Source organism: Bradyrhizobium sp. LTSP857, from assembly GCF_000938285.1.
GTDB lineage: Bacteria > Pseudomonadota > Alphaproteobacteria > Rhizobiales > Xanthobacteraceae > Bradyrhizobium.
This window is the reverse complement of the sequence record NZ_JYMS01000024.1, coordinates 144,440-163,955: the sequence shown is the minus strand read 5'-3', so window position 1 is coordinate 163,955 and position 19,516 is coordinate 144,440. Positions and strand designations below refer to the sequence as shown.

The 19,516-nt window shown below is 63.7% G+C and carries 19 protein-coding genes; 11 read left to right on the top strand and 8 right to left on the bottom strand.

Annotation, left to right across the window (positions count from 1 at the left end; all coding sequences use genetic code 11):
* The first annotated feature begins 2 nt into the window (after positions 1–2).
* From UP06_RS13135 to UP06_RS13120, 4 genes are all read left to right on the top strand, one after another.
* Positions 3–1,004, top strand: a complete 1,002-nt coding sequence (locus UP06_RS13135; protein ID WP_045002995.1) for an NAD(P)H-dependent flavin oxidoreductase — start codon at positions 3–5, stop codon at positions 1,002–1,004.
* 108 nt (positions 1,005–1,112) lie between these two features.
* Complete coding sequence (locus UP06_RS13130; protein ID WP_045002994.1) at positions 1,113–1,532, top strand: hypothetical protein; 420 nt, start codon at positions 1,113–1,115, stop codon at positions 1,530–1,532.
* Positions 1,533–1,695: 163 nt separating this feature from the next.
* Positions 1,696–3,216 carry an alkaline phosphatase D family protein gene (locus UP06_RS13125; RefSeq protein WP_045002993.1) on the top strand — a complete coding sequence of 507 codons (1,521 nt, stop codon included), beginning with the start codon at positions 1,696–1,698 and terminating at the stop codon, positions 3,214–3,216.
* A 144-nt stretch (positions 3,217–3,360) separates the two neighbouring features.
* Complete coding sequence (locus UP06_RS13120; RefSeq protein WP_045002991.1) at positions 3,361–4,179, top strand: aldo/keto reductase; 819 nt, start codon at positions 3,361–3,363, stop codon at positions 4,177–4,179.
* A 70-nt stretch (positions 4,180–4,249) separates the two neighbouring features.
* Here the strand turns inward: UP06_RS13120 and UP06_RS13115 are convergent, their stop codons facing one another.
* From UP06_RS13115 to UP06_RS13100, 4 genes are all read right to left on the bottom strand, one after another.
* Entirely contained in the window at positions 4,250–4,468 is a 219-nt protein-coding gene (locus UP06_RS13115; protein WP_045002990.1) for a hypothetical protein, read from the bottom strand.
* Positions 4,469–4,565: 97 nt separating this feature from the next.
* Positions 4,566–5,018, bottom strand: coding sequence for a hypothetical protein (locus UP06_RS13110; protein WP_045002989.1), 453 nt, complete (start codon positions 5,016–5,018; stop codon positions 4,566–4,568).
* Positions 5,019–5,099: 81 nt separating this feature from the next.
* Positions 5,100–6,335, bottom strand: coding sequence for an aminotransferase-like domain-containing protein (locus UP06_RS13105; protein WP_045002988.1), 1,236 nt, complete (start codon positions 6,333–6,335; stop codon positions 5,100–5,102).
* 59 nt (positions 6,336–6,394) lie between these two features.
* On the bottom strand, positions 6,395–6,922 hold the full coding sequence (locus tag UP06_RS13100) for a DUF3124 domain-containing protein (protein ID WP_045002987.1): 528 nt from the start codon (positions 6,920–6,922) through the stop codon (positions 6,395–6,397).
* Positions 6,923–6,989: 67 nt separating this feature from the next.
* Between UP06_RS13100 and UP06_RS13095 the strand changes: the two genes are divergently transcribed.
* The 4 genes from UP06_RS13095 (at position 6,990) to UP06_RS13080 (ending at position 12,405) form a co-directional block, all read left to right on the top strand.
* Positions 6,990–8,720, top strand: a complete 1,731-nt coding sequence (locus UP06_RS13095) for a cation:proton antiporter domain-containing protein (RefSeq protein WP_045002986.1) — start codon at positions 6,990–6,992, stop codon at positions 8,718–8,720.
* A 176-nt stretch (positions 8,721–8,896) separates the two neighbouring features.
* Positions 8,897–9,973, top strand: coding sequence for a 3,4-dihydroxy-2-butanone-4-phosphate synthase (gene ribB / locus UP06_RS13090; protein ID WP_045002985.1), 1,077 nt, complete (start codon positions 8,897–8,899; stop codon positions 9,971–9,973).
* 130 nt (positions 9,974–10,103) lie between these two features.
* Complete coding sequence (locus UP06_RS13085) at positions 10,104–11,318, top strand: acyl-CoA dehydrogenase (RefSeq protein ID WP_045002984.1); 1,215 nt, start codon at positions 10,104–10,106, stop codon at positions 11,316–11,318.
* A gap of 163 nt (positions 11,319–11,481) precedes the next feature.
* Positions 11,482–12,405 (top strand): MBL fold metallo-hydrolase, encoded by a 924-nt coding sequence (locus tag UP06_RS13080; RefSeq protein WP_045002983.1) that lies wholly within the window; start codon positions 11,482–11,484, stop codon positions 12,403–12,405.
* A 6-nt stretch (positions 12,406–12,411) separates the two neighbouring features.
* Here the strand turns inward: UP06_RS13080 and UP06_RS13075 are convergent, their stop codons facing one another.
* The gene (locus UP06_RS13075) at positions 12,412–13,266 is read right to left on the bottom strand and encodes a DUF1499 domain-containing protein (protein WP_045002982.1); all 855 of its coding nucleotides are present in this window, start codon (positions 13,264–13,266) and stop codon (positions 12,412–12,414) included.
* Positions 13,267–13,419: 153 nt separating this feature from the next.
* Positions 13,420–15,048 (bottom strand): fatty-acid--CoA ligase, encoded by a 1,629-nt coding sequence (locus tag UP06_RS13070; RefSeq protein WP_045002981.1) that lies wholly within the window; start codon positions 15,046–15,048, stop codon positions 13,420–13,422.
* 65 nt (positions 15,049–15,113) lie between these two features.
* On the opposite strand from UP06_RS13070, the gene UP06_RS13065 reads away from it, so the two are divergent.
* Positions 15,114–16,205 (top strand): extensin family protein, encoded by a 1,092-nt coding sequence (locus UP06_RS13065; protein ID WP_045002980.1) that lies wholly within the window; start codon positions 15,114–15,116, stop codon positions 16,203–16,205.
* Between the two features lie 39 nt (positions 16,206–16,244).
* On the opposite strand, the gene UP06_RS13060 is transcribed toward UP06_RS13065, so the two are convergent.
* On the bottom strand, positions 16,245–16,931 hold the full coding sequence (locus UP06_RS13060) for a L,D-transpeptidase (protein WP_045002979.1): 687 nt from the start codon (positions 16,929–16,931) through the stop codon (positions 16,245–16,247).
* Positions 16,932–17,258: 327 nt separating this feature from the next.
* On the opposite strand from UP06_RS13060, the gene UP06_RS13055 reads away from it, so the two are divergent.
* Both UP06_RS13055 and UP06_RS13050 read left to right on the top strand, forming a co-directional pair.
* Positions 17,259–18,236: a magnesium transporter CorA family protein gene (locus UP06_RS13055; RefSeq protein WP_045002978.1), complete on the top strand. Its 978-nt coding sequence runs from the start codon at positions 17,259–17,261 to the stop codon at positions 18,234–18,236.
* Between the two features lie 206 nt (positions 18,237–18,442).
* Positions 18,443–18,661 carry a hypothetical protein gene (locus UP06_RS13050; RefSeq protein WP_045002977.1) on the top strand — a complete coding sequence of 73 codons (219 nt, stop codon included), beginning with the start codon at positions 18,443–18,445 and terminating at the stop codon, positions 18,659–18,661.
* 84 nt (positions 18,662–18,745) lie between these two features.
* On the opposite strand, the gene UP06_RS13045 is transcribed toward UP06_RS13050, so the two are convergent.
* A complete protein-coding gene (locus tag UP06_RS13045; protein ID WP_045002976.1) occupies positions 18,746–19,516 on the bottom strand; it encodes a class I SAM-dependent methyltransferase in 771 nt (256 codons plus the stop codon).

Below are 19,516 nucleotides of genomic sequence, written 5' to 3'. Positions count from 1 at the left end.
AAGTGAAGACCGCGATCACCGAACTGTTCGGCATCGAGCACCCCATCATCCAGGGCGGCATGCATTTCGTCGGCTTTGCCGAGTTGGCCGCCGCCGTCTCCAATGCCGGCGGTCTCGGCATCATCACGGGTCTTACGCAAAAGACGCCGGAGCTGCTCGCCAAGGAAATCGCGCGCTGCCGCGACATGACCGACAAGCCGTTCGGCGTGAACCTCACCTTCCTGCCGACCTTCGCGGCGCCGCCTTATCCGGAATACATCGCCGCCATCGTCGAGGGTGGCGTCAAGTCCGTGGAGACCGCCGGCCGCAGCCCGGAACAATACATGCCGGCACTGAAGGCGGCCGGCATCAAGGTCATCCACAAATGCACCTCGGTCCGCCACTCGCTAAAGGCCGAGCGGATTGGTTGCGACGCCGTCAGCGTCGACGGCTTCGAGTGCGGCGGGCATCCCGGCGAGGACGACATTCCCAACATGATTCTGCTGCCGCGCGCGGCGGAGGAATTGAAGATCCCGTTCGTGGCCTCCGGCGGTATGGCCGATGGGCGCAGCCTCGTAGCAGCCCTGTCGCTGGGCGCAGCCGGCATGAACATGGGCACGCGCTTCATCGCCACCAAGGAAGCGCCGGTGCATCAGAACGTGAAGAACGCGCTGGTCGCGGCGACCGAGCTCGATACCCGCTTGATCATGCGCGCACTACGCAATACCGAGCGCGTGCTGAAGAACGCCAATGTCGACCGCTTGCTCGAGATCGAGCATGCCAAGGGCGACAAGCTGACGATCGACGACATCCACGATCAGGTCGCGGGTGTCTATCCCAAGGTCATGCTGGACGGGCAGATGGACGCCGGCGCCTGGAGCTGTGGCATGGTCGCAGGCCTCATCCACGACATCCCCTCCTGCAAGGAACTCGTCGATCGCATCATGGGTGAGGCGGAACAAATCATCCGCAGCCGGCTGATGGGGTTCCTGGAGGGAACGGGAACAGCAAGAAAGGTCGCCTGACACCGCCATACTTCTTAACCACGGCGGCAGTTGACCGCTGGAATTGCGCGCGACGCCTCCTAAATAGAGGTAAATTACCTCTTAAATAATCAATTTCAGGAGGCGTCCGTGGTCCTGAAGAGCGTTCATTTTGCTGTTGCCGCTGCCCTCGTGCTCGCATGGGGCGGTATCGCGCGTGCTGACGACTACAAGCCCGACGAATATCTTGGTCTCGATCTCTCCAAGGCGGTGCTGTCGCCGAAACGGCTGGGGCCCGAGACCCAATTTGCACCGGTCGCGTTAGAGGCCAAGGGTGGCAACGACGCGCAGGCGCGCGTCGAGCCGGTCGACGTGCCGAAGAAGGTCGCGGCCGAACACGTGCATGTATCGGAGCCGAAAGTCGCGCAGTCGAGGCCGGCGCAGCCGCGCGGCGCAGCCCGCGCCAAGCTCGCGCATCGTCACGGCAATCCGCTGGATGCTCAGGCGAGAGACACCCGCATCCAGACCTGGCCGTGCCGCACGGGCGGCATCTGCAACTGGCAGCGATAGTCTGGTCTGAAGCCGTCATCTCCGCGTCGCAAAACCGTAGGCGGGGAGTCAAGAAACCGTAAGCCAGGAGTCAAACGGCGCAGGCACCTTCCGTCGCGATTCGACGAAGGTTTCCTGAATGGCAACGCTCCGCGCCCCGCGCGCATGGACCTGACGGCAATTCCTGGTCCGCTCCACGTCTTCTCTCGTCATCGCCACGCTCGCAAAGCCGCACCTTAGCCGCGCCGCCGACCGCCCGCAGATCGCCGGCGGCATTCAGTCCGGCGACGTGTCGGATGGCTCCGCCATGGTCTGGGCTCGCGCCGACCGGCCGGCGCGGATGCAAGTGGAATGCTCGACCGTCGAAAGCTTCAGGACGATCATTGCGGCAGCATCCGGCGATGCGTTGCCGGATGCCGACTTCACATCAAAGCTGCTGCTGAACGATCTGCCGCCCGGGCAGGACATCTTCTATCGCGTCCGCTTCGACGACATCGCGACCGGCATCGCCGGCGAAAGCCGCGTCGGCCACTTCCGCACCGCGTCCGCCGAGGGCCAGTCGATCTCGTTCCTGTGGTCCGGCGACACCGCGGGGCAGGGCTGGGGCATCGACACATCGCGCGGCGGCTATCGCAGCTATCGCACCATGCTCGACAACCGCCCGGACTTTTTCGTCCACTCCGGCGATCACATCTACGCCGATTGCACGATTCCTGCGGAGCAGAAGCTGCCGAACGGCGAGACCTGGCGCAATCTGGTGACCGAGGACAAGGCGCAGGTCGCGCACACGCTGGCGCAGTTCCGCGGCAACTACAAATACAACCATCTCGACGAGAATTTCCGCGCCTTCCACGCGCACGTGCCGATGTTCGCGCAATGGGACGACCATGAGGTCACCAACGACTGGTCGCCGACCGGCAGCTATGACGATTCCGGCTATGAGGACAACGGCACCCCGCGCCTGGTCGCGCGCGCCCGTCGCGCCTTCTTCGACTTCATGCCGATCCGCGACATCGGCGCGCGGCAAGGTCGGGTCTACCGCAAGATCGCTTATGGCCCAATGCTCGACGTCTTCATGGTCGACATGCGCAGCTATCGCGACGACAGCTGGAACAAGGGCGACGACCATCGCGGCTGGATTCTGGGTGCCGAACAGCTCGCCTGGCTGAAGCGGGAGCTGGCCGCCTCGCACGCGACCTGGAAGGTAATCGCGGCCGACCTGCCGATCGGCCTGGTCAGTCTCGATGCAGTCGCACTCGGTGACGGTCCGCCCGACCGGCGTGAACATGAGATCGCCGATCTGCTCGGCTCGATCAAGCGTGCGGGTGTCCGCAACGTCGTCTGGCTCACAGCCGACATGCATTACACCGCCGCGCACTACTACGACCCCAACAAAGCTCAATTCCAGGATTTTGAGCCGTTCTGGGAGTTTGTCTCCGGCCCGCTGCATGCCGGCACCTGGGGCCCAGGCGAGCTCGACGACACTTTTGGCCCGGTCGCGATGTACCAAAACGGCTGTAGCGAAGCCCAGGGCGAGAACCTCGCGCCCTGTTTCGGATTGCAATTCTTTGGCAAGGTCGACATCGACGGCCGCACCGGCGTAATGACCGTGACGCTGAAGGACGTCGACAACCGCGACCTCTGGTCGGTTGACATCGTGCCGCGGCCGCAGACACGCCCGGCCGTGGTGGCGCAGCATTCGTGAGGGGCGCTAACCCGATCTTGATTGGCCACCCGACGGCTCCCGCGCTATGGTGGTCTTTCCCGCCACCTCTTTCCCATCACCAAGAGTCTGTTGTCGCGGCCTTGCCGCGCGTCTGGCGGGCTGAAATACGTCAGGAGCCTATTCATGGACAATTTGAAAACACAGGGCATCAGCATGCCCAAGCTCGGCCTCGGCACCTTCCGCATGCAGGGCGATGCCTGCCGAGGCGCGGTCGAGAGCGCGCTGTCGATCGGCTATCGCCACATCGACACCGCCGAAATGTATGCCAATGAGGAAGCGATCGGCGCTGCCCTCGCCACGGCAGGCGTGCCGCGGGGTGAGCTACACGTCACGACAAAGGTCTGGCACGAGAATTTGGCGCCGGACGCGATCCGCCGCGCCTTCGATACGAGCTTGAACAAGCTCAGGCTTGACCACGTCGACCTCTATCTCGTGCACTGGCCGTCGAAGTCGGCGAACTGGGGCGCGGTGTTCGAGACCTTGATGAAATTGAAGCAGGAAGGGCGCACGCGAGCGATTGGCGTCGCCAATTTCACCACCGCGCTGCTCAAGACCGTGGTCGAGGACATCAAGGCGCCGATCGCCTGCAACCAGATCGAATATCACGCGATGCTCGATCAATCGAAGGTTTTGGCCTATCTCACCGCCAAGTCGATCCCGCTGGTCGCCTACTGCCCGCTCGCGCAGGGACGCGTTGCATCCGATCCGGTGCTCGCTGAGATCGGCGCCAAGCACAACGCGAGTGCGGCGCAGGTGGCGCTGAAATGGTTGCTCGACCAGAACGGCGTCGCCGCAATCCCGAAGGCGTCGCGCCGCGAAAGCCAGCAGGCCAATCTTGACGCGCTGAAGATCACGCTCGACGAGGCCGACCGCAAGAAGATCGCCGCGCTGCCGAAAGACAAGCGCTGCGTCAATCCCGGTTTTGCGCCGGCGTGGGATTAGTCTCCCCAAAGCGCTTTTCGAACGCAAAGAAATGGCCCCGGGAGGGGCCATTTCCATTTTGCGTTGCGCATTAGTCCATGTGGTGATGGCCACGCTTGACCACGACGACACGGTCGTGATGGTGCCAGCCACGATGCCAGCCATTGTCACGATGCTCGCGCATTTCGGCGCGGGCGCCGTAACCGCCGTGATGACCGCCCTTGATCACCACCGTCTCAGCACTCGCCATCGTCGGTGCAACGATCGCCAGTGCGCCGAGAGCTGCAACCACATAAGCAAACTTCTTCATGATGTCCTCCTCCAGTTCAATTGCACAGGAGAACGGCGCATGCGTGCGATCGTTCCGGAGGAAATACGAGAGAATTCTGAATGGATGTTCAGGGTGGTTAATCGCAGCGTTGCTGCGCAGGTGTCGGTGCGCCGGTCTTGACGTATTTGCCGTCCCTGATCGTGTACTCGCCGCGCTCACTGCGATTGTAGATCGCGCGCAGGCTGCCGTCCTTCTGCAACATCAGTCCGAACTCGCGTGTCTGATGCAGCGATGGGAAGAACACCATGAGATTGAGCAAGCCTTCCGCGTTGACCGTGGCGGACACGACCTCGCTCTCGTCCTTGGCTTCTCCAAAATTGCGCCGGTACATCACCCGGCCGTCCTTGCTGATTTCGTACATCAGCAGCGCACCCTTGTCGCGGTCGGGCGGCAGTGCGCAGTCGACCGACCATGAGCCGAGCAGTCCCCATTGCTCCACTGTCGCAGCAAGCGTCTCGGCGTGAGCCAGGGACGCCAACGCAACCCACAGCAGCGCAGCCGTGATCCAGCGGCTCAGACAACGCATCATGTTCTGGCAAGCCCCGCCTCGATCGAGACGGAAGTCTAGCATTCTCTCTCCGATCGTCCAGCAGGCGCCTGATGCGCGGCGTCAGGCCCGCGCCTTCTCGATATTGGCGCTTCGGGTCGGCACGCCGAACTCCTTGCGGCAGACCTCGGCCAGTACAGCAATGCCCTCACGGATCTGCTGATGTGTCGGGCTTGCAAAGCATAGCCGCAGGCGTGAGCCGGAATAGCCCTTGTTGGTCGACCATTCCGGCCCCGGATTGATCGAGACGCCGGCGGCAAGCGCGGCCTGATAGAGTTTGAGCGTATCGACCTGGTCGGGCAGCTTCACCCACAGGAAGATGCCGCCCTTGGGCTCCTCGAATTCGGCGGCCGTCCCGAACTGCTCGTTTATCGCCTCCATCAGCGTATCGAGCTTGGTGCGCAGCGCTTTGGTCAGTGCTGGCACGTGGCTCGCGAAATGGGGCCGGCAATAGGTGGCAAGCACCATCTGCTCCAGCGCGCCGGAGCCGGCATCCGTCTTCAGCGCCAGCATCCGCGACATCACATCCCAAGGCGCGACGATGAAGCCGACGCGCAGCGCCGGTGCGATCGATTTGGAGAACGAGCCGATATGAATCACCCCGCCATTCGGGCTCATCGCGTGGATCGCGGGCGGCCGCTGTCCCGACCAGACCAGGTCGGCATAGCAATCGTCCTCGAATACAGGCGCGCCATATTCGACCGACAACCGCAGCAATTCGGCGCGGCGGTTTTCCGGCATGATGCTGCCGGTCGGGTTCTGCACCGTGGGGATGGTGTAGATGTATTTCGGCCGGACGCCGCGCTTCTTCAGCTCGGCCAGCGTCGTGGCCAGCACGTCCATGCGCATGCCGTCGCCATCGAGGGGAATACCGACCGCGTCGACGCCGAGACGCGTCAGCCGTTGCAGCGATCCCTGATACGTCTCCTGCTCGACGATCACGGTGTCGCCGCGCGCCAGCAACGCGGCATTGACGAGGTCGAGCGCCTGAAGCGAGCCGGAGACGATCATGAGATCGTCGACCTTGCAGTTGATGCCGGCATCGCGCTTCAGTTTGGTGACGAGGAATTCGCGCAAGGGCAAATGGCCCTGTGGGCCGTGCGCCAATCCGTAAGTGGCGAGCGACCGGCCCTCGCGTTGCAGCGCCAGATTAGCCGCCTCGATCAGGTCGTCGAGCGGCACCTGCTCGGAGTCATTATTACCGCCGACGAAACTGTATTTGGCGAGGCCCGTCCAGCGCGCAGAAGGGGCCGGCAGCCCTGCGGGAAACAGGGGCGTGAAATCGAAGCTGGACGTCATGGGGCGTTCCTCGTTTCTTGTCTTGTCTTGTTGAGCGGCCGGCTTTGCGCCGGCCTGCTTTACTTCTTGCCGACGGTCCGGGTCGAGCGTCCCTGGCTCATGAAAGCGTAATGCGCATTGGCGACGCCGCCAACCATCAAGGCTTCGACCGCCGGCTCCGCGATCTCGCCCGTGGCCGCCCAGTCGACGATGAAATTAGCCCCGGTCCCGCCGCGCACGTCGTCGGTCGGAATGAAGATCGAAACGGTGGCGAGCGGCTTGAGCGCGACCGGTGCCTTCAGATAGCTCTCGACCTGCTTGCCTGCGGTGTCGAAATAGGCGATGCGCTTGACCACCAGCGGTTGGGTTTCCGAAGCGTTGTGAACGCTCAGCGTCACCGAAAAGTCGACGCGCAGCTTGCCCTGGCTCATCGCGACACTGGAATAGGCCGGCACGTAGAAGCCACCGGAGACGCCGAGGTCCTCCTTCGGCATCGCGGTGAGCGAATCGGCAAAATTTTGTTCGATATTGACCTTGGGCTGCGCGAGCGCTGGCAGGGCCGATGCGAGCGGGCATAGCAGCGTTGCAACGGCGAGCCCCATCAGCATGTGACGAATTGCTCGCTTGCCGCGCTGCACCCGGTCTCTAGGGTGCGGCGAAACGGACCCATCTGGCATGCACGAGCTCATTCGCGACATCACTCTCTGTATCCTGTTTGCCTGGATGCTGGGCCTGCTCGCCCATTTCTTCCGGCAGCCGTTGATCCTGGCCTACCTTATCGCCGGCTTCTGCATTGGTCCATTCGGCGCCGGCTGGGTCAAGTCGCAGGAATCGATCAGCGTTATCTCCGAGCTCGGCCTGATCTTCATGCTGTTCATGATCGGCCTGGAGATCGACCTGAAGAAGATCGTGCGGGCGGGAAAGGTCATCCTGTTCGCGGCCGGCGGCCAGCTGCTCGGCGGCTGCCTGCTCGGCATTCTATTCTTCGCAGGCCTAGGCCTGTCGCTCGGCGGTGGCCATTTCGATGCGCTCTATCTCTGCGTCGCCTGCGCGCTGTCGAGCACCGTCATCATCGTCAAAGTGCTCTACGAGAAGCGTGAGCTCGACACGCTGCCCGGTCGCGTCACGCTCGGCGTATTGGTGCTCCAGGACATCTTCGCCATTCTTTTCCTGGCGGTGCAGCCGAGCCTTGCCAATCTGCAAATCAGTGTCGTCCTGCTCTCGATCGGCCGCGTCGCGGTGCTGGTCGCGGCCGCGCTGCTGGTCAGCCGCTACGTGCTGCCGCGGCTGTTTCACCAGATCGCCCGCCGTCCCGAGCTGATCCTGCTCGGCGCGCTCGCTTGGTGCTTTCTCGTCGCTGAAACCGCCGAGCAGCTCTCGCTGTCGCGCGAGATGGGGGCGCTGATCGCCGGCGTCTCGCTCTCGACCTTCCCCTATGCGCTCGACGTCACCGCCAAGGTCACCACGCTACGCGACTTCTTCATTACGTTGTTCTTCGTGGCGCTCGGCATGACCATTCCGGTGCCCGGCCTCTCGGTGATCGGGCTCGCGCTGATGATCGCGGCGTTTACGGTGGTAAGCCGCCTCGTCACCACCTTCATCCCGCTCTATCTGCTGAAGCAGGGCCTGCGCGCCAGTCTGTTGCCGGCGATCAACCTGGCGCAGATCTCCGAATTCTCGCTTGTGGTGATCCAGACCGGCGTCATCGATAATCACATCGCGGCCGATACGGCGAATGCAACTTCCTTCGCCTTCGTGGTGCTGGCCGTGCTCTCGACTTTCGCGATGACGCGCAGCGACGAGATCACGCGCTGGGCGATCGGCCCCCTGAAGCGGATCGGCCTACGCGACCTCGATCATGGTAACGGCCATGGGGAGGAGGGGGACGAGGGCGGCCATGGCGAGGCCCGTCGCATCGTCATCCTGGGCTTTTTTCGTGCGGCGAGCGCGCTGCTCGCCGAGATCGAGCGGCAGAACCCGCTGCTGCTGGAGCAGATCACGGTGGTCGACTTCAACCCCAATGTGTACCAGACCCTGCTTTCGCGCGGCTTGCACGTGATCTATGGCGACATCAGCAATGTCGACACGCTGCTCCATGCCGGGATCGGCAAGTCCGAGATGATCATCCTGAGCGTGCCGGATGCTTTGCTGAAGGGCGCCAGCAACGAGAAGCTGATCCGCCACGTGCGAAACCTCAACCCGAACGCCCTGATCGTGGCGACCGCCGACCTGTTGTCCGACGTCGGCGAACTCTACGAGGCCGGCGCCAGCTATGTCACCGTGACCCGGCTCAGCGATGCCCACGAGCTGTTTACGGTGATCGAAGCCGCCCAGGCCGGCCTGCTGGCGGACAAGCGCGCCGAGCTTGATCAGCGGCTGAGCGAGCGGCGCGAAGTGCTGCCCTGACAGCCGCCGGCCGTCTTCCGCCGGAGACATCCGCGCCTATATCGCTGGTATGTTCGGTGCAAGCCTGAAAGCCTGCCCGGAGACTGCCCCCGGGCATATGCGGTTGCGTCCAGGACACTAGCGCTCGGGCGTAAGTCCAGCTAAGCCTCCGGCCCATAACCGATAGAGATTGGGAAATGCCCGATACCGTTCAGGAAGTTTTGCAGGCCTTTGCCCGGGGCGAGCTCGTTGTCGTGACCGATGACGAGGATCGCGAGGGCGAGGGCGATCTCATCGTCGCGGCCTCGTTCTGCACGGCCGAGAAGATGGCCTTCATCATCCGCCATACCTCCGGCATCGTCTGCGCGCCGATCACGACCGAAGACGCGCGCCGGCTGCGGCTCGACCCGATGGTCGCCCACAATGATTCCGCCCACACCACCGCGTTCACGGTGTCGATCGACTACAAGCCCGACGGCGGCACCGGCATCTCGGCCGAGGAGCGCGCTTCCTGCTGCCGCGCGCTGTCCAATCCCAATGCCGGCGCCAACGATTTCGCCCGGCCCGGCCACATCTTCCCGTTGATCGCCAAGGACGGCGGCGTGCTGCTGCGCTCCGGCCATACCGAGGCCGCGGTCGACCTCTGCAAGCTGTCAGGTCTGCCGCCGGTCGGCGTCATCAGCGAATTGATGAACGACGACGGCAGCGTGATGAAGGGCGAGCAGGTCGCTCGCTTTGCTGCCCAGCACAAGTTGAAGCATGTCACCATTGCGGACATGATCGCTTATCGCCAAGCGCGCGAAAAGCTGATCGAGCGGGTCTCGACCTTCGTCACCGAAAGCCCGATCGGGCCGCTTCAGGGCTACGCCTACCGCTCACCGTTCGATTCCATCGCCCACGTCGCCTTCGTCTATAACGGCGTCGGCGACGGCAAGAACGTGCTGACGCGCTTCCACAAGCCGAACATCGTCAAGGACACCTTTACCGGCCACAAGCGCATGGCGGCGGTGCTCGAGCAGTTCAAGAAGTCCGGCCGTGGCGTGCTGGTTTATCTGCGCGACGGCGCGGCCGGTGTCCCCGTGGCGCCGCTACCGGATGAGACGTCGACGGAAGCCGACCGCAACCGCCAGTGGCGCGAGGTCGGCGTCGGCGCGCAGATCTTGCGTGATCTCGGCGTCAGCTCGATCCGCCATCTCACCTCGTCGGTGCACGACTACAAGGGATTGTCGGGCTTCGGCATCGAGATCGTCGCGAACGAACAGCTCGATACCTGAGATCGCCGTTCCGGGTTCGCGCTGCGTGCGCCCCCGGAATGACCGAAACCAGGATGCAATTGCACTTGTTGCCGCGGCGCTTTAGTTTGTCGGGCAAATTTTGACGGAACCAGATGCGAAAGGACGTTTCATGAGCGTGCGCCCTCAGGCCAAGGACAAGCCGGCTGCGGCTTCTTTCCAGTGGGACGATCCGTTCCTGCTCGACGAGCAGCTTACCGAAGACGAACGCATGGTGCGCGACACCGCCCGCGCCTACGCCCAGGACAAGCTGCTGCCGCGCATCACCAAGGCCTATCTCGAAGAGACGACGGATCGCGAGATCTTCAACGAGATGGGCGAGCTCGGCCTGATCGGCATCACGCTGCCGGAAGAATATGGCTGCGCCAATGCGAGCTACGTCGCCTATGGCTTGGTCGCGCGCGAAATCGAGCGGGTCGATTCCGGCTACCGCTCGATGAACTCGGTGCAGTCCTCGCTGGTGATGTATCCGATCTACGCTTATGGCGACGACAACCAGCGCAAGAAGTACCTGCCGAAGCTCGCCAGCGGCGAGTGGGTCGGCTGCTTCGGCCTCACCGAGCCCGACGCCGGCTCCGACCCGGGCGGGATGAAGACCCGCGCCGAAAAGGTCTCGGACGGCTATCGCCTGACCGGCAGCAAGATGTGGATCTCCAACGCGCCAATCGCCGACGTGTTCGTGGTCTGGGCCAAGTCGGCCGCGCACGACAACCAGATCCGCGGCTTCGTGCTGGAGAAGGGCATGAAGGGCCTGTCCGCGCCGAAGATCGGCGGCAAGCTGTCGCTTCGCGCCTCCATCACCGGTGAGGTCGTGATGGACGGCGTCGTGGTTCCAGAGGATGCGCTGCTGCCCAACGTCTCCGGGCTCAAGGGCCCGTTCGGCTGCCTCAATCGCGCCCGCTACGGCATCTCCTGGGGCGCGCTTGGCGCGGCCGAGGACTGCATGCACCGTGCCCGCCAATACACGCTCGACCGCAAGCAGTTCGGCAGGCCGCTCGCTGCGACCCAACTGGTGCAGAAGAAGCTCGCTGACATGGAGACCGAGATCGCGCTCGGCCTCCAGGGCTCGCTTCGCGTCGGCCGCCTGATGGACGAGGGCAAGTTCGCACCCGAGATGATCTCGATCATGAAGCGCAACAATTGCGGCAAGGCGCTCGACATCGCCCGCGTCGCCCGTGACATGCACGGCGGCAACGGCATCTCGATCGAGTACCACGTGATGCGCCACGTCCATAACCTCGAGACCGTCAACACCTACGAGGGCACCCACGACGTCCACGCCCTGATCCTGGGCCGCGCGATCACGGGCATTCAGGCGTTTTTCTGAGCGCTCAGCTGTCATCGCCCGCCTTGTGCGCACTTGCGCACTGGGGCGGGCGATCCAGTATTCCAGAGACCCCGCCTTCGCCACCGGCGCCACGGCGTACTGGATACCCCGCTTTCGCGGGGTATGACGGTGAGGGTTGGGGCTGCATTGCACAGGAAGTCCCATGTCCGACAACGACGACATCCCGTTCAACCGCAACTTTCCGCTCAAGCCCGGTGTCGTCGAGGAAGTCCGTCCCGGCGTGCGGCGTGTCCTCTGTAACAATCCGAGCCCGTTCACCTTCACCGGCACGGTCAGCTACATCGTAGGCCAAGGCAAAGTCGCGCTGATCGACCCCGGTCCGGATGACGAGGCGCATGCAGCAGCGCTGCTCGATGCCGTTCGCGGCGAGACCGTGACGCACATCCTGGTCACCCACACCCATCGCGACCATTCGCCGAACACCGCGCGGCTCAAGCAGGCCACCGGCGCAACCGTCTATGCCGAGGGCCCGCATCGTGCTTCGCGCCCGCGCTTTGAGAGCGAAAAGCACAATCCGGAGTCCGGCTCCGACCGCGACTTCGCGCCCGATGTCAGGATCGCCCATGGCGACGTCGTCGAAGGCGCCGGCTGGAAACTCGAAGCGGTGGCCACGCCCGGCCACACCGCGAACCATCTTGCTTTCGCCTGGCCCGAGCGAAAGTTCAACTTTGTCGGCGATCACGTGATGGGGTGGTCGACCTCGATCGTGGCGCCGCCCGATGGCTCGATGATCGACTACATGGAATCGCTCGACCGGCTCGCCGCCCGCGAGGAGGATCTGTATTTCTCCGGCCACGGCCCCGAGATTCCGGATGGCCCGCGCTTCGTGCGTTTCCTGATCCGACACCGCAAGGCGCGCGAGGCCTCAATCCTGCATCGCCTCGCCAAGGGCGAGGCCGACATCCCGACCATGGTGCGTGCGATCTATATCGGCATTGATCCCCGACTGACGACGGCTGCCGGCTATTCCGTGCTGGCGCATCTGGAAGATCTGGTCGCGCGCGGCGTGGTCGCGACGGATGGTGACCCGGTGATTGGCGGCACCTACAGGATGGCGGCCGGCTAGTTCTCGTTACTTCTTCACCGTCTTCGCCGGCGCCTTGGGCGGCGCCACCGGGGTCTTCTTCACCGGCTTCAGCGCGTCGGCGTCGGCTGCGGTGTTGAGATCGTCGATGAATTTGGTCACGCGCGCAGCATTGCTGCCGAGGTCGCTCTCGAAAAAACGTGAGGCGGAGCGGATGTCGACGCGGGAATCGTCGCCATCAGGCACGACCCTGATGGAAATATCCTCGCGAAAGCCCATGATCGGCGAGCGCGCCACCGCCTCGATGCGGCCGATGCGGCGCGGCGGCTGCGGCGCGCGCTCGTCGATGACCAGCCATTTGCGCTTGTTGACGAGCTGGAGCGCGATCGCATAGGCGCGGTCGACCGGAATTTCGAGCTCGATCGGCTCGATGTCGGGATAGAATTGGCGCTGCTGCTCGGCCGAATAGAGGCCGGCATAGACCGCTGGGTTGGCACCGTCGCCGGTGCGCAAGCGCGCCAGCGCGTCGAAGCGCGGCGGGTCGATCGGGTCGGTGGTGATGTCGTGGATCGCCGGCAACTTGCGGTATTGCAGGCCGAGATAGGCGGGGTAGGCGAGGATTGCTCCGTCGATGACGAAGGCGAGCAGGATACGCGCCATGCCGCGCGAGCCGTTCTGCCAGATCGCGGCAAAGCCGGCGAGGCCGAACAGGATCGAGAGCGCAGCGATCGCGAGCCCGCCGAAGAAGGTCGCGAGCGCCGGCTTCATCTCCAGGAAGCCAAAGCGGACGACGATGATCGACACCACCACCGCCACCACCGCGAACACGGCCAGATTGCGCGCCCAGCTCGCGAGGCTGGACACGGGCTCCGACTGATAGGGAGCGGAAAACCTGCGGGCCATCGGGTGAGCTCTGCCGGGGTTTTGGGGCGTCAGCGGCCGATTTGGCGCGACAATAGGGGCGTTGAGACCACGGCCGGACGGCAAATTCAAGAGTTCTGCAGGCGCCCAGGTCGTCATGGCCGGGCTTGACCCGGCCATGACGCCTCTGGCGACCTACGCCGCCGCGTTCGGGAAGCGATATTCCTTGAATTGGTCGCGCAGCGCGGTCTTCAGGATCTTGCCGGTGGCGGTATGCGGGATGCCGTCGACGAAGGCGACGTCGTCGGGCATCCACCATTTGGCGATCTTGCCGTCCATGTATTTGAGGATGTCGTCGCGCGTGGCCTGCTGGCCCTGCTTGAGCTGCACGATCAAAAGCGGCCGCTCGTCCCATTTGGGATGGAAGACACCGATCACGGCGGCTTCCGCCACGGCCGGGTGGCCGACCGCGAGGTTTTCGAGGTCGATCGAGGAGATCCACTCACCGCCGGACTTGATCACGTCCTTGGAGCGGTCGGTGATCCGCATATAGCCGGCCTCGTCGATGGTCGCGACGTCGCCGGTGTCGAAGAAGCCATCTTCATCGAGGATGTTGGCATCGAGGCGGAAATAGGCCTTGGCGACCGCGGGCCCTGAGACTTTCAGGCGCCCAAAGGTCTTGCCGTCCCAAGGCAACTCCTTGCCGGCATCGTCGGTGATCTTCATCTCGACGGCGAACGGCGCGTAGCCCTGCATCTGGAGCACGTCGAGCCGTGCCTCGCCGGTCGCATTCTGGAACGGCGGCTTCAGCGCCGCGACGCTGCCGATCGGGCTCATCTCGGTCATACCCCAGGCGTGGCGGACATTCGCGCCCATGTCGAGGAAGGCCTTGATCATCGAGCGCGGCATCGCCGAGCCGCCGCAGATCACCATCTTCAGGTCTGGCAGCTTCAGATTGTTGGCGCCCATGTGCTGGAGCAGCATCAGCCACACCGTCGGCACGCCCGCGGTATGCGTCACCTTCTCGGTCGAGAGCAGCTCGTAGACCGAGGCGCCGTCGAGCTTGGGGCCGGGCATGACGAGCTTGGTGCCCTGCGAGGGCGCGGAGAAGGCGATGCCCCAGCTATTGGCATGGAACAGGGGAACCACCGGCAGCATCGTCTCTGAGGCGCTGGTGCCGAGCGCGTCGACATTGTTGGCCATCAGCGCGTGCAGCACGTTGGAGCGATGTGAGTACAGCACGCCCTTGGGATCGCCCGTGGTGCCGGACGTGTAGCACATCGCAGCCGCCGTGTTCTCGTCAAAGTCCTTCCATTTGAATTTGCCGTCGGCCTCCGCAATCCAGTCCTCGTAGGCCACGACATTCTTCAGCGTGGTCTCAGGCAAATGCGCTTTGTCGGTCAGGATGACGTAACGCTCGACGCTCGGCAGCTTGTCGGCGAGCTTCTCGAGGACCGGCACGAAAGTGAGGTCGACCATCACGATGCGGTCCTGCGCATGGTTGATGATCCAGGCGATCTGCTCGGGGAAAAGGCGGGGATTCACGGTATGGCAGATGGCGCCGATGCCCATGATGCCGTACCAGACCTCGAGATGGCGCCAAGTGTTCCAGGCGATCGTGGCGACACGATCACCGAGCTTGATGCTGTCGCGCTCCAGCATCTGCGAGACCTTGAGCGCGCGCTTGTGGATTTCGGCATAGGTGGTGCGATGGATCGGTCCCTCGACCGAGCGCGTGACAACCTCCTGCTTGCCATGAATCCTGGCGGCGTGTTCGATGATCCGGTGGCAGAGCAGGGGCCAATCTTGCATCAAACCGAGCATTCAGACGTTCCTCCGAGGTGGGCTGGACTTTGTTATCGCTCTCAGCGCTGGGCCAAAGAATTGTCATGAGTTTTAGCCTGCCGGACTTTCGCCGCAAATGGTCTTGTCGCGGCTATATGTCCACCGGCGCGGCAATGGTTACCGCTGGGCTCGGGCTATCTCTTGTGCTGTCTGGGCCCGTGAGCGCGCGAAATTATGCTGCACCGCTCGATATCTTTGGCCTTGGTACACCACGGCCGCGCGGGCCGGCTCATTCGGCCAAAATCCCCTTGCCCAAGCCGCGGCCGGAGGAAGCCCCCAAAACGTCGGACAAGGGCTCACCGGCCGCCGAGGGCAAGCCTTCGTCCGACAAGCCTTCCCTCGACAAGCCGCCCGCCGAAAAGCCCGCCGAGGCAGCGCCCCCGCCCGAGAAACAGGCCTCGGCCTGCCGCCTCGCGCTGACCGAGGAGATCGCGATCGCGCCCTCGATTCCGGACATCCGCGGCCCCGGCGGTTGCGGCGGCGAGGATCTGGTGCGGCTGGAAGCCATCGTGCTGCCGGACAAGCGCAAGGTTGCGGTCAAGCCGGCGGCGGTCCTCCGCTGCACCATGGCGTCGGCGATCGCCGATTGGGTGCGCTCGGACATGGTGCCGCTCGCCGCAAGCCTCGGCTCGACCATCAACGACCTCGATAATTTCGACTCCTTCGAGTGCCGCGGCCGCAATCGCATCGTCGGCGCGATGCTGTCCGAGCACGGCAAGGCCAACGCGCTCGATGTCCGCGCAATCAAGCTCGCCAACGGGCAGTCGATCGGTCTGACCGACCGCACCATGTCGCGCGACGTGCGCGAGCGCGTGCTGCATTCGGTCTGCTCGCGCTTTTCCACCGTGCTCGGTCCAGGGTCAGACTGGTACCACGAGGACCACATCCATCTCGACCTGGCGCAGCGCCGCAACGACTACCGGATCTGCCAGTGGAATGTCTGGGATCCTCTGCCGCAGGTCGCCCCGCTGCTGCCGGCAGAACGCCCCGAAGAGGCGCCGCCGCGCGAGGTCGCGGCCAAATCTGAAACAAAGGAGGGCGCTGGCGATCAGGAGACGGCGAAGCCGGCCGCGCCCGCGGACAAGCCGGCCGCTGACTCCAGCAAGAGCAAGCCGGCAACAAAAAAGCGCCGGTGAAACCGGCGCTTTTTGTAGGCCCGCGAGATCAGGCGGCGATCAGAAGCTGCCGGCCTGGCCCGTGCCGCCACCCTGCAGCGCGAGACGCGAGTTGTAGGGCGAGTCGCCGTGCTTCGGCTCGAGCACCACGACGATGGTGCCGACCTTGACGCGGCTGTAGAGATCGATCGCGTCCTCGTTGGTCAGGCGGATGCAGCCCGAAGAGATCGAGGCGCCGATATATTCAGGCTGGTTGGTGCCGTGAATGCGGAACAGCGTGTCCTTGCCGCCCGAATAAAGGTACATCGCGCGCGAGCCCATCGGATTGTCGGGGCCGGGAGCGACAAATGTCGGAACGCCCAGGCGCGAGATCTCGCCCGGAGTCGGATGCCATGCCGGCCATTCCGTCATGCTGCCGACCTTGGCAATGCCCGACCAGGCCATGGCCTCTTCGCCGACGGTGATGCCGTAGCGGATCGCCTTGCCGCCATCCATCACGTAGTAGAGGTAATGGTTGTCGGAATCGACCACGATCGAGCCCGGCGATTCCTTGCGGTGATAGTCGACGATGGCGCGGCGGAACGGCTCAGCGACCGGGGTGTTCTCGTACCGGATCTTGGCGAGCAGTTCCTTGTCCTTCGGCTTGAAATTCTGCGTGTTGGTTGCTTCGAAGTGCGTGGACTGCATACAGCCCGACAGCATGAAGCCGGCGGCCAAAATACCAAGCGTAACTTTCAGCAACGACATGATTTGGTTCCAATCGAAAACAACAAGCTTTCGCGGGGCTTGAGCTGGGCTCAATTCCACGACTCCGTGGCCCCTATTATCGTTGAAATCTGCCACAATTCCAGCCTTTCGGAGCTTGTCCCGCGCTGCGAGACCCAACCTGTGGCTTTTTTGCCGCAAGTTTTGCGACTTGGCGCCGGTTTTTGGACAAAGGATGCCGAACTGTCGATTCCGTGCCACGGTGCGGCCACAAATGCGAACGCTCCGTTAATGTAGTTGTCATCATGAACTTGTCAGAATCGCGCTAAGGGGCTGCTGGTCGGCCGCAGTCCTCCACTGGAGTTGTTCATGTTTTCGGTGTTTGTTCCCTCTGAATCCTCCCTGAAGAAGGCTATTGTCGACGACCTCACGGCGGTGCCAGAGCACGCGGTGTGGATTGATCTGTTCAACCCGACCGCGGCCGAGGACAAGGCCGTGGAGCGGCTCTCGGGGATCGCGATCCCGACCCGGGAGGACATGCAGGAGATCGAGATCTCCAGCCGCCTCTATATCGAGAACGGCGCGCGCTATATGACCGCGACGCTGATGTGCCACTCCGACACCGACATGCCCCGGACCACGGCGGTCACCTTCATTCTCGGCGACCACCGTCTGGTCACGGTGCGCTACGACCAGCCCAAGCCATTCGCCCTCGTCGAGGCCAAGCTGGCCCGCACCTGCACGCCCGGAATCACCGGCGAGATGGTGCTGATGGAACTGCTGGACGCCGTGATCGACCGCTGCGCCGACATTCTGGAGCGCTGCGGCGCCGAGATCGACCAGGTCTCACACGACATCTTCGAGCCGGAGCAGGATCGCCACGGCCACGCCAAGCTGTACGCGCAGATTCTGGCCGCGATCGGCCGCAAGGGCGACCTGACCTCCAAGGTTCGCGAGAGCCTAGTCTCGATCGGTCGCGTCGTCGCGTTCCTTTCGGCGGTGGTGGAGGGCGTGAAATGGTCGAAGGACATGCGCGAGCAGCTCAAGACCATGCAGCGCGACGTCGTCTCGCTGACCGACCACGCCTCCTATCTCTCCGGCAAGATCACCTTCGTGCTCGACGCCATGCTCGGCGTCGTCAATCTCGAGCAGAACAACATCATCAAGTTGTTTTCGGTCATGGCTGTTGTCCTGATGCCGCCGACGCTGATCGCCTCGATCTACGGCATGAACTTCAAGTCGATGCCGGAGCTCGATTGGGCGCATGGCTATCCGTTTGCGCTGGTGCTGATGCTGATCGCGGCCATCGTTCCGTACTGGATCTTCAAGTTCAAGAAGTGGCTGTGATCTCGTCGCGCTCTCGGAAAATAGTGACCGAGACCTTACGCCGTTCGCAGAGACATGGCGTTTGATGTCGCAGAATAGAGCGGGATTGAGGCCGCGCAGTGATGTGTGCCCGTCGCCCCAATTGCTCCGGTAAAATTTGAGCGGTGGGCTGAACGTTTACGCGAAGCTTGTCTGCGATAAGCATCGTGTAGCCGCGAGGAACAGCCATGGTTGAGAAACACATAACGTCGCCCCGCAACGTCATCGATCTGGCGAACTATCGTCAGGTCCTGGCGAGCGGCAAGGCGTCGTCGATGTCGGCACGGATGTGCCGGCACTGTGGTGCTCCGCTGCTCGACGGTGAGAACGACGACGACTGCTCGACTGCAATCAGCGCAACCGCTCCGCGGTTGCGCGAACAGCCGCGTCGGTTTCGCGCCGATTGAGGAACGGAAGGGTCAAGGCGATCCAGGTCTTGCGGCGGCGTTGTCTGGATCGCCTTGCTTCCCGCCCCTGGCGCGGCAAATCACCTAGCGCTTCACGATCTGCGCCGTTGAGATGATGGTCTCGGCGATCATGCCGTCGCGGCTGAAGGACACCAGGCGTTCCTCGACCTCATGCAGCATCGCTTCGACATTCTCGCCCAACGCGTCCGGCGAGGACGACGAGTAGGTGAGGGTGCGTCGCGTCAGGTCCTGCACGCTGACCGCGTGGCTTGTCTCGACCGCGACGAGCTCAGTGGGCTGAAAGGCGCTGCCGCGAAAGAACGCGGGCAGGTCGCGATGGGTTCGCGTGCCGCGGCCGGCCTCCTCCCAGAGCTGGGCCGGCGACCAGCGGCGGCGGACTTCGTTGTAACCGTCAAGCCACGGGTTGCGGCCGTTGGTGGCTGAGAACGAGGCGCAGATCGCAATCGCACCGTCGCGTGCGACCAGCCGATCGAGCAGCGCGAGCGTCTGGTCGCGATCCATCCAATGCAGCGCGCGGCCGATCGTGACGATGTCGAAAGTGCCGATGTCCGCGGGAAGCGTCTCCGCCTTGCCTTCGATCAGCGTGAGCGCGTGCCCCGCGTTTGCAGCCGCGCGTCGCGCGGCCTCGAGCATTGCGGGTTCAGGGTCGACGCCGACGATGCGGCCGACATAGGGCGCGAAGCCGAGCGCCAGCAGTCCGGGTCCGGTGCCGAGGTCGATCAAGCCGCATCGTTTGGAGAGGCCGAGCTTTTGCGCGACGCTGCGAAAGAATTCGCTCGGGTAGGGCGGCCGCAGATGCTCGTAGAGTGATGCAGTGCTCGCGAACCGGCCCAT

Coding starts and splice junctions, on each gene's coding strand:
- UP06_RS13120 (WP_045002991.1), top strand. CDS start 3,361: ATGGACAATTTGAAAACACAGGGCATCAGCATGCCCAAGCTCGGCCTC.
- UP06_RS13115 (WP_045002990.1), bottom strand. CDS start 4,468: ATGAAGAAGTTTGCTTATGTGGTTGCAGCTCTCGGCGCACTGGCGATC.
- UP06_RS13110 (WP_045002989.1), bottom strand. CDS start 5,018: ATGATGCGTTGTCTGAGCCGCTGGATCACGGCTGCGCTGCTGTGGGTT.
- UP06_RS13105 (WP_045002988.1), bottom strand. CDS start 6,335: ATGACGTCCAGCTTCGATTTCACGCCCCTGTTTCCCGCAGGGCTGCCG.
- UP06_RS13100 (WP_045002987.1), bottom strand. CDS start 6,922: ATGCTGATGGGGCTCGCCGTTGCAACGCTGCTATGCCCGCTCGCATCG.
- UP06_RS13095 (WP_045002986.1), top strand. CDS start 6,990: ATGCACGAGCTCATTCGCGACATCACTCTCTGTATCCTGTTTGCCTGG.
- ribB (WP_045002985.1), top strand. CDS start 8,897: ATGCCCGATACCGTTCAGGAAGTTTTGCAGGCCTTTGCCCGGGGCGAG.
- UP06_RS13085 (WP_045002984.1), top strand. CDS start 10,104: ATGAGCGTGCGCCCTCAGGCCAAGGACAAGCCGGCTGCGGCTTCTTTC.
- UP06_RS13080 (WP_045002983.1), top strand. CDS start 11,482: ATGTCCGACAACGACGACATCCCGTTCAACCGCAACTTTCCGCTCAAG.
- UP06_RS13075 (WP_045002982.1), bottom strand. CDS start 13,266: ATGGCCCGCAGGTTTTCCGCTCCCTATCAGTCGGAGCCCGTGTCCAGC.
- UP06_RS13070 (WP_045002981.1), bottom strand. CDS start 15,048: ATGCTCGGTTTGATGCAAGATTGGCCCCTGCTCTGCCACCGGATCATC.
- UP06_RS13065 (WP_045002980.1), top strand. CDS start 15,114: ATGAGTTTTAGCCTGCCGGACTTTCGCCGCAAATGGTCTTGTCGCGGC.
- UP06_RS13060 (WP_045002979.1), bottom strand. CDS start 16,931: ATGTCGTTGCTGAAAGTTACGCTTGGTATTTTGGCCGCCGGCTTCATG.
- UP06_RS13055 (WP_045002978.1), top strand. CDS start 17,259: ATGTTTTCGGTGTTTGTTCCCTCTGAATCCTCCCTGAAGAAGGCTATT.
- UP06_RS13050 (WP_045002977.1), top strand. CDS start 18,443: ATGGTTGAGAAACACATAACGTCGCCCCGCAACGTCATCGATCTGGCG.
- UP06_RS13045 (WP_045002976.1), bottom strand. CDS start 19,516: ATGGGCCGGTTCGCGAGCACTGCATCACTCTACGAGCATCTGCGGCCG.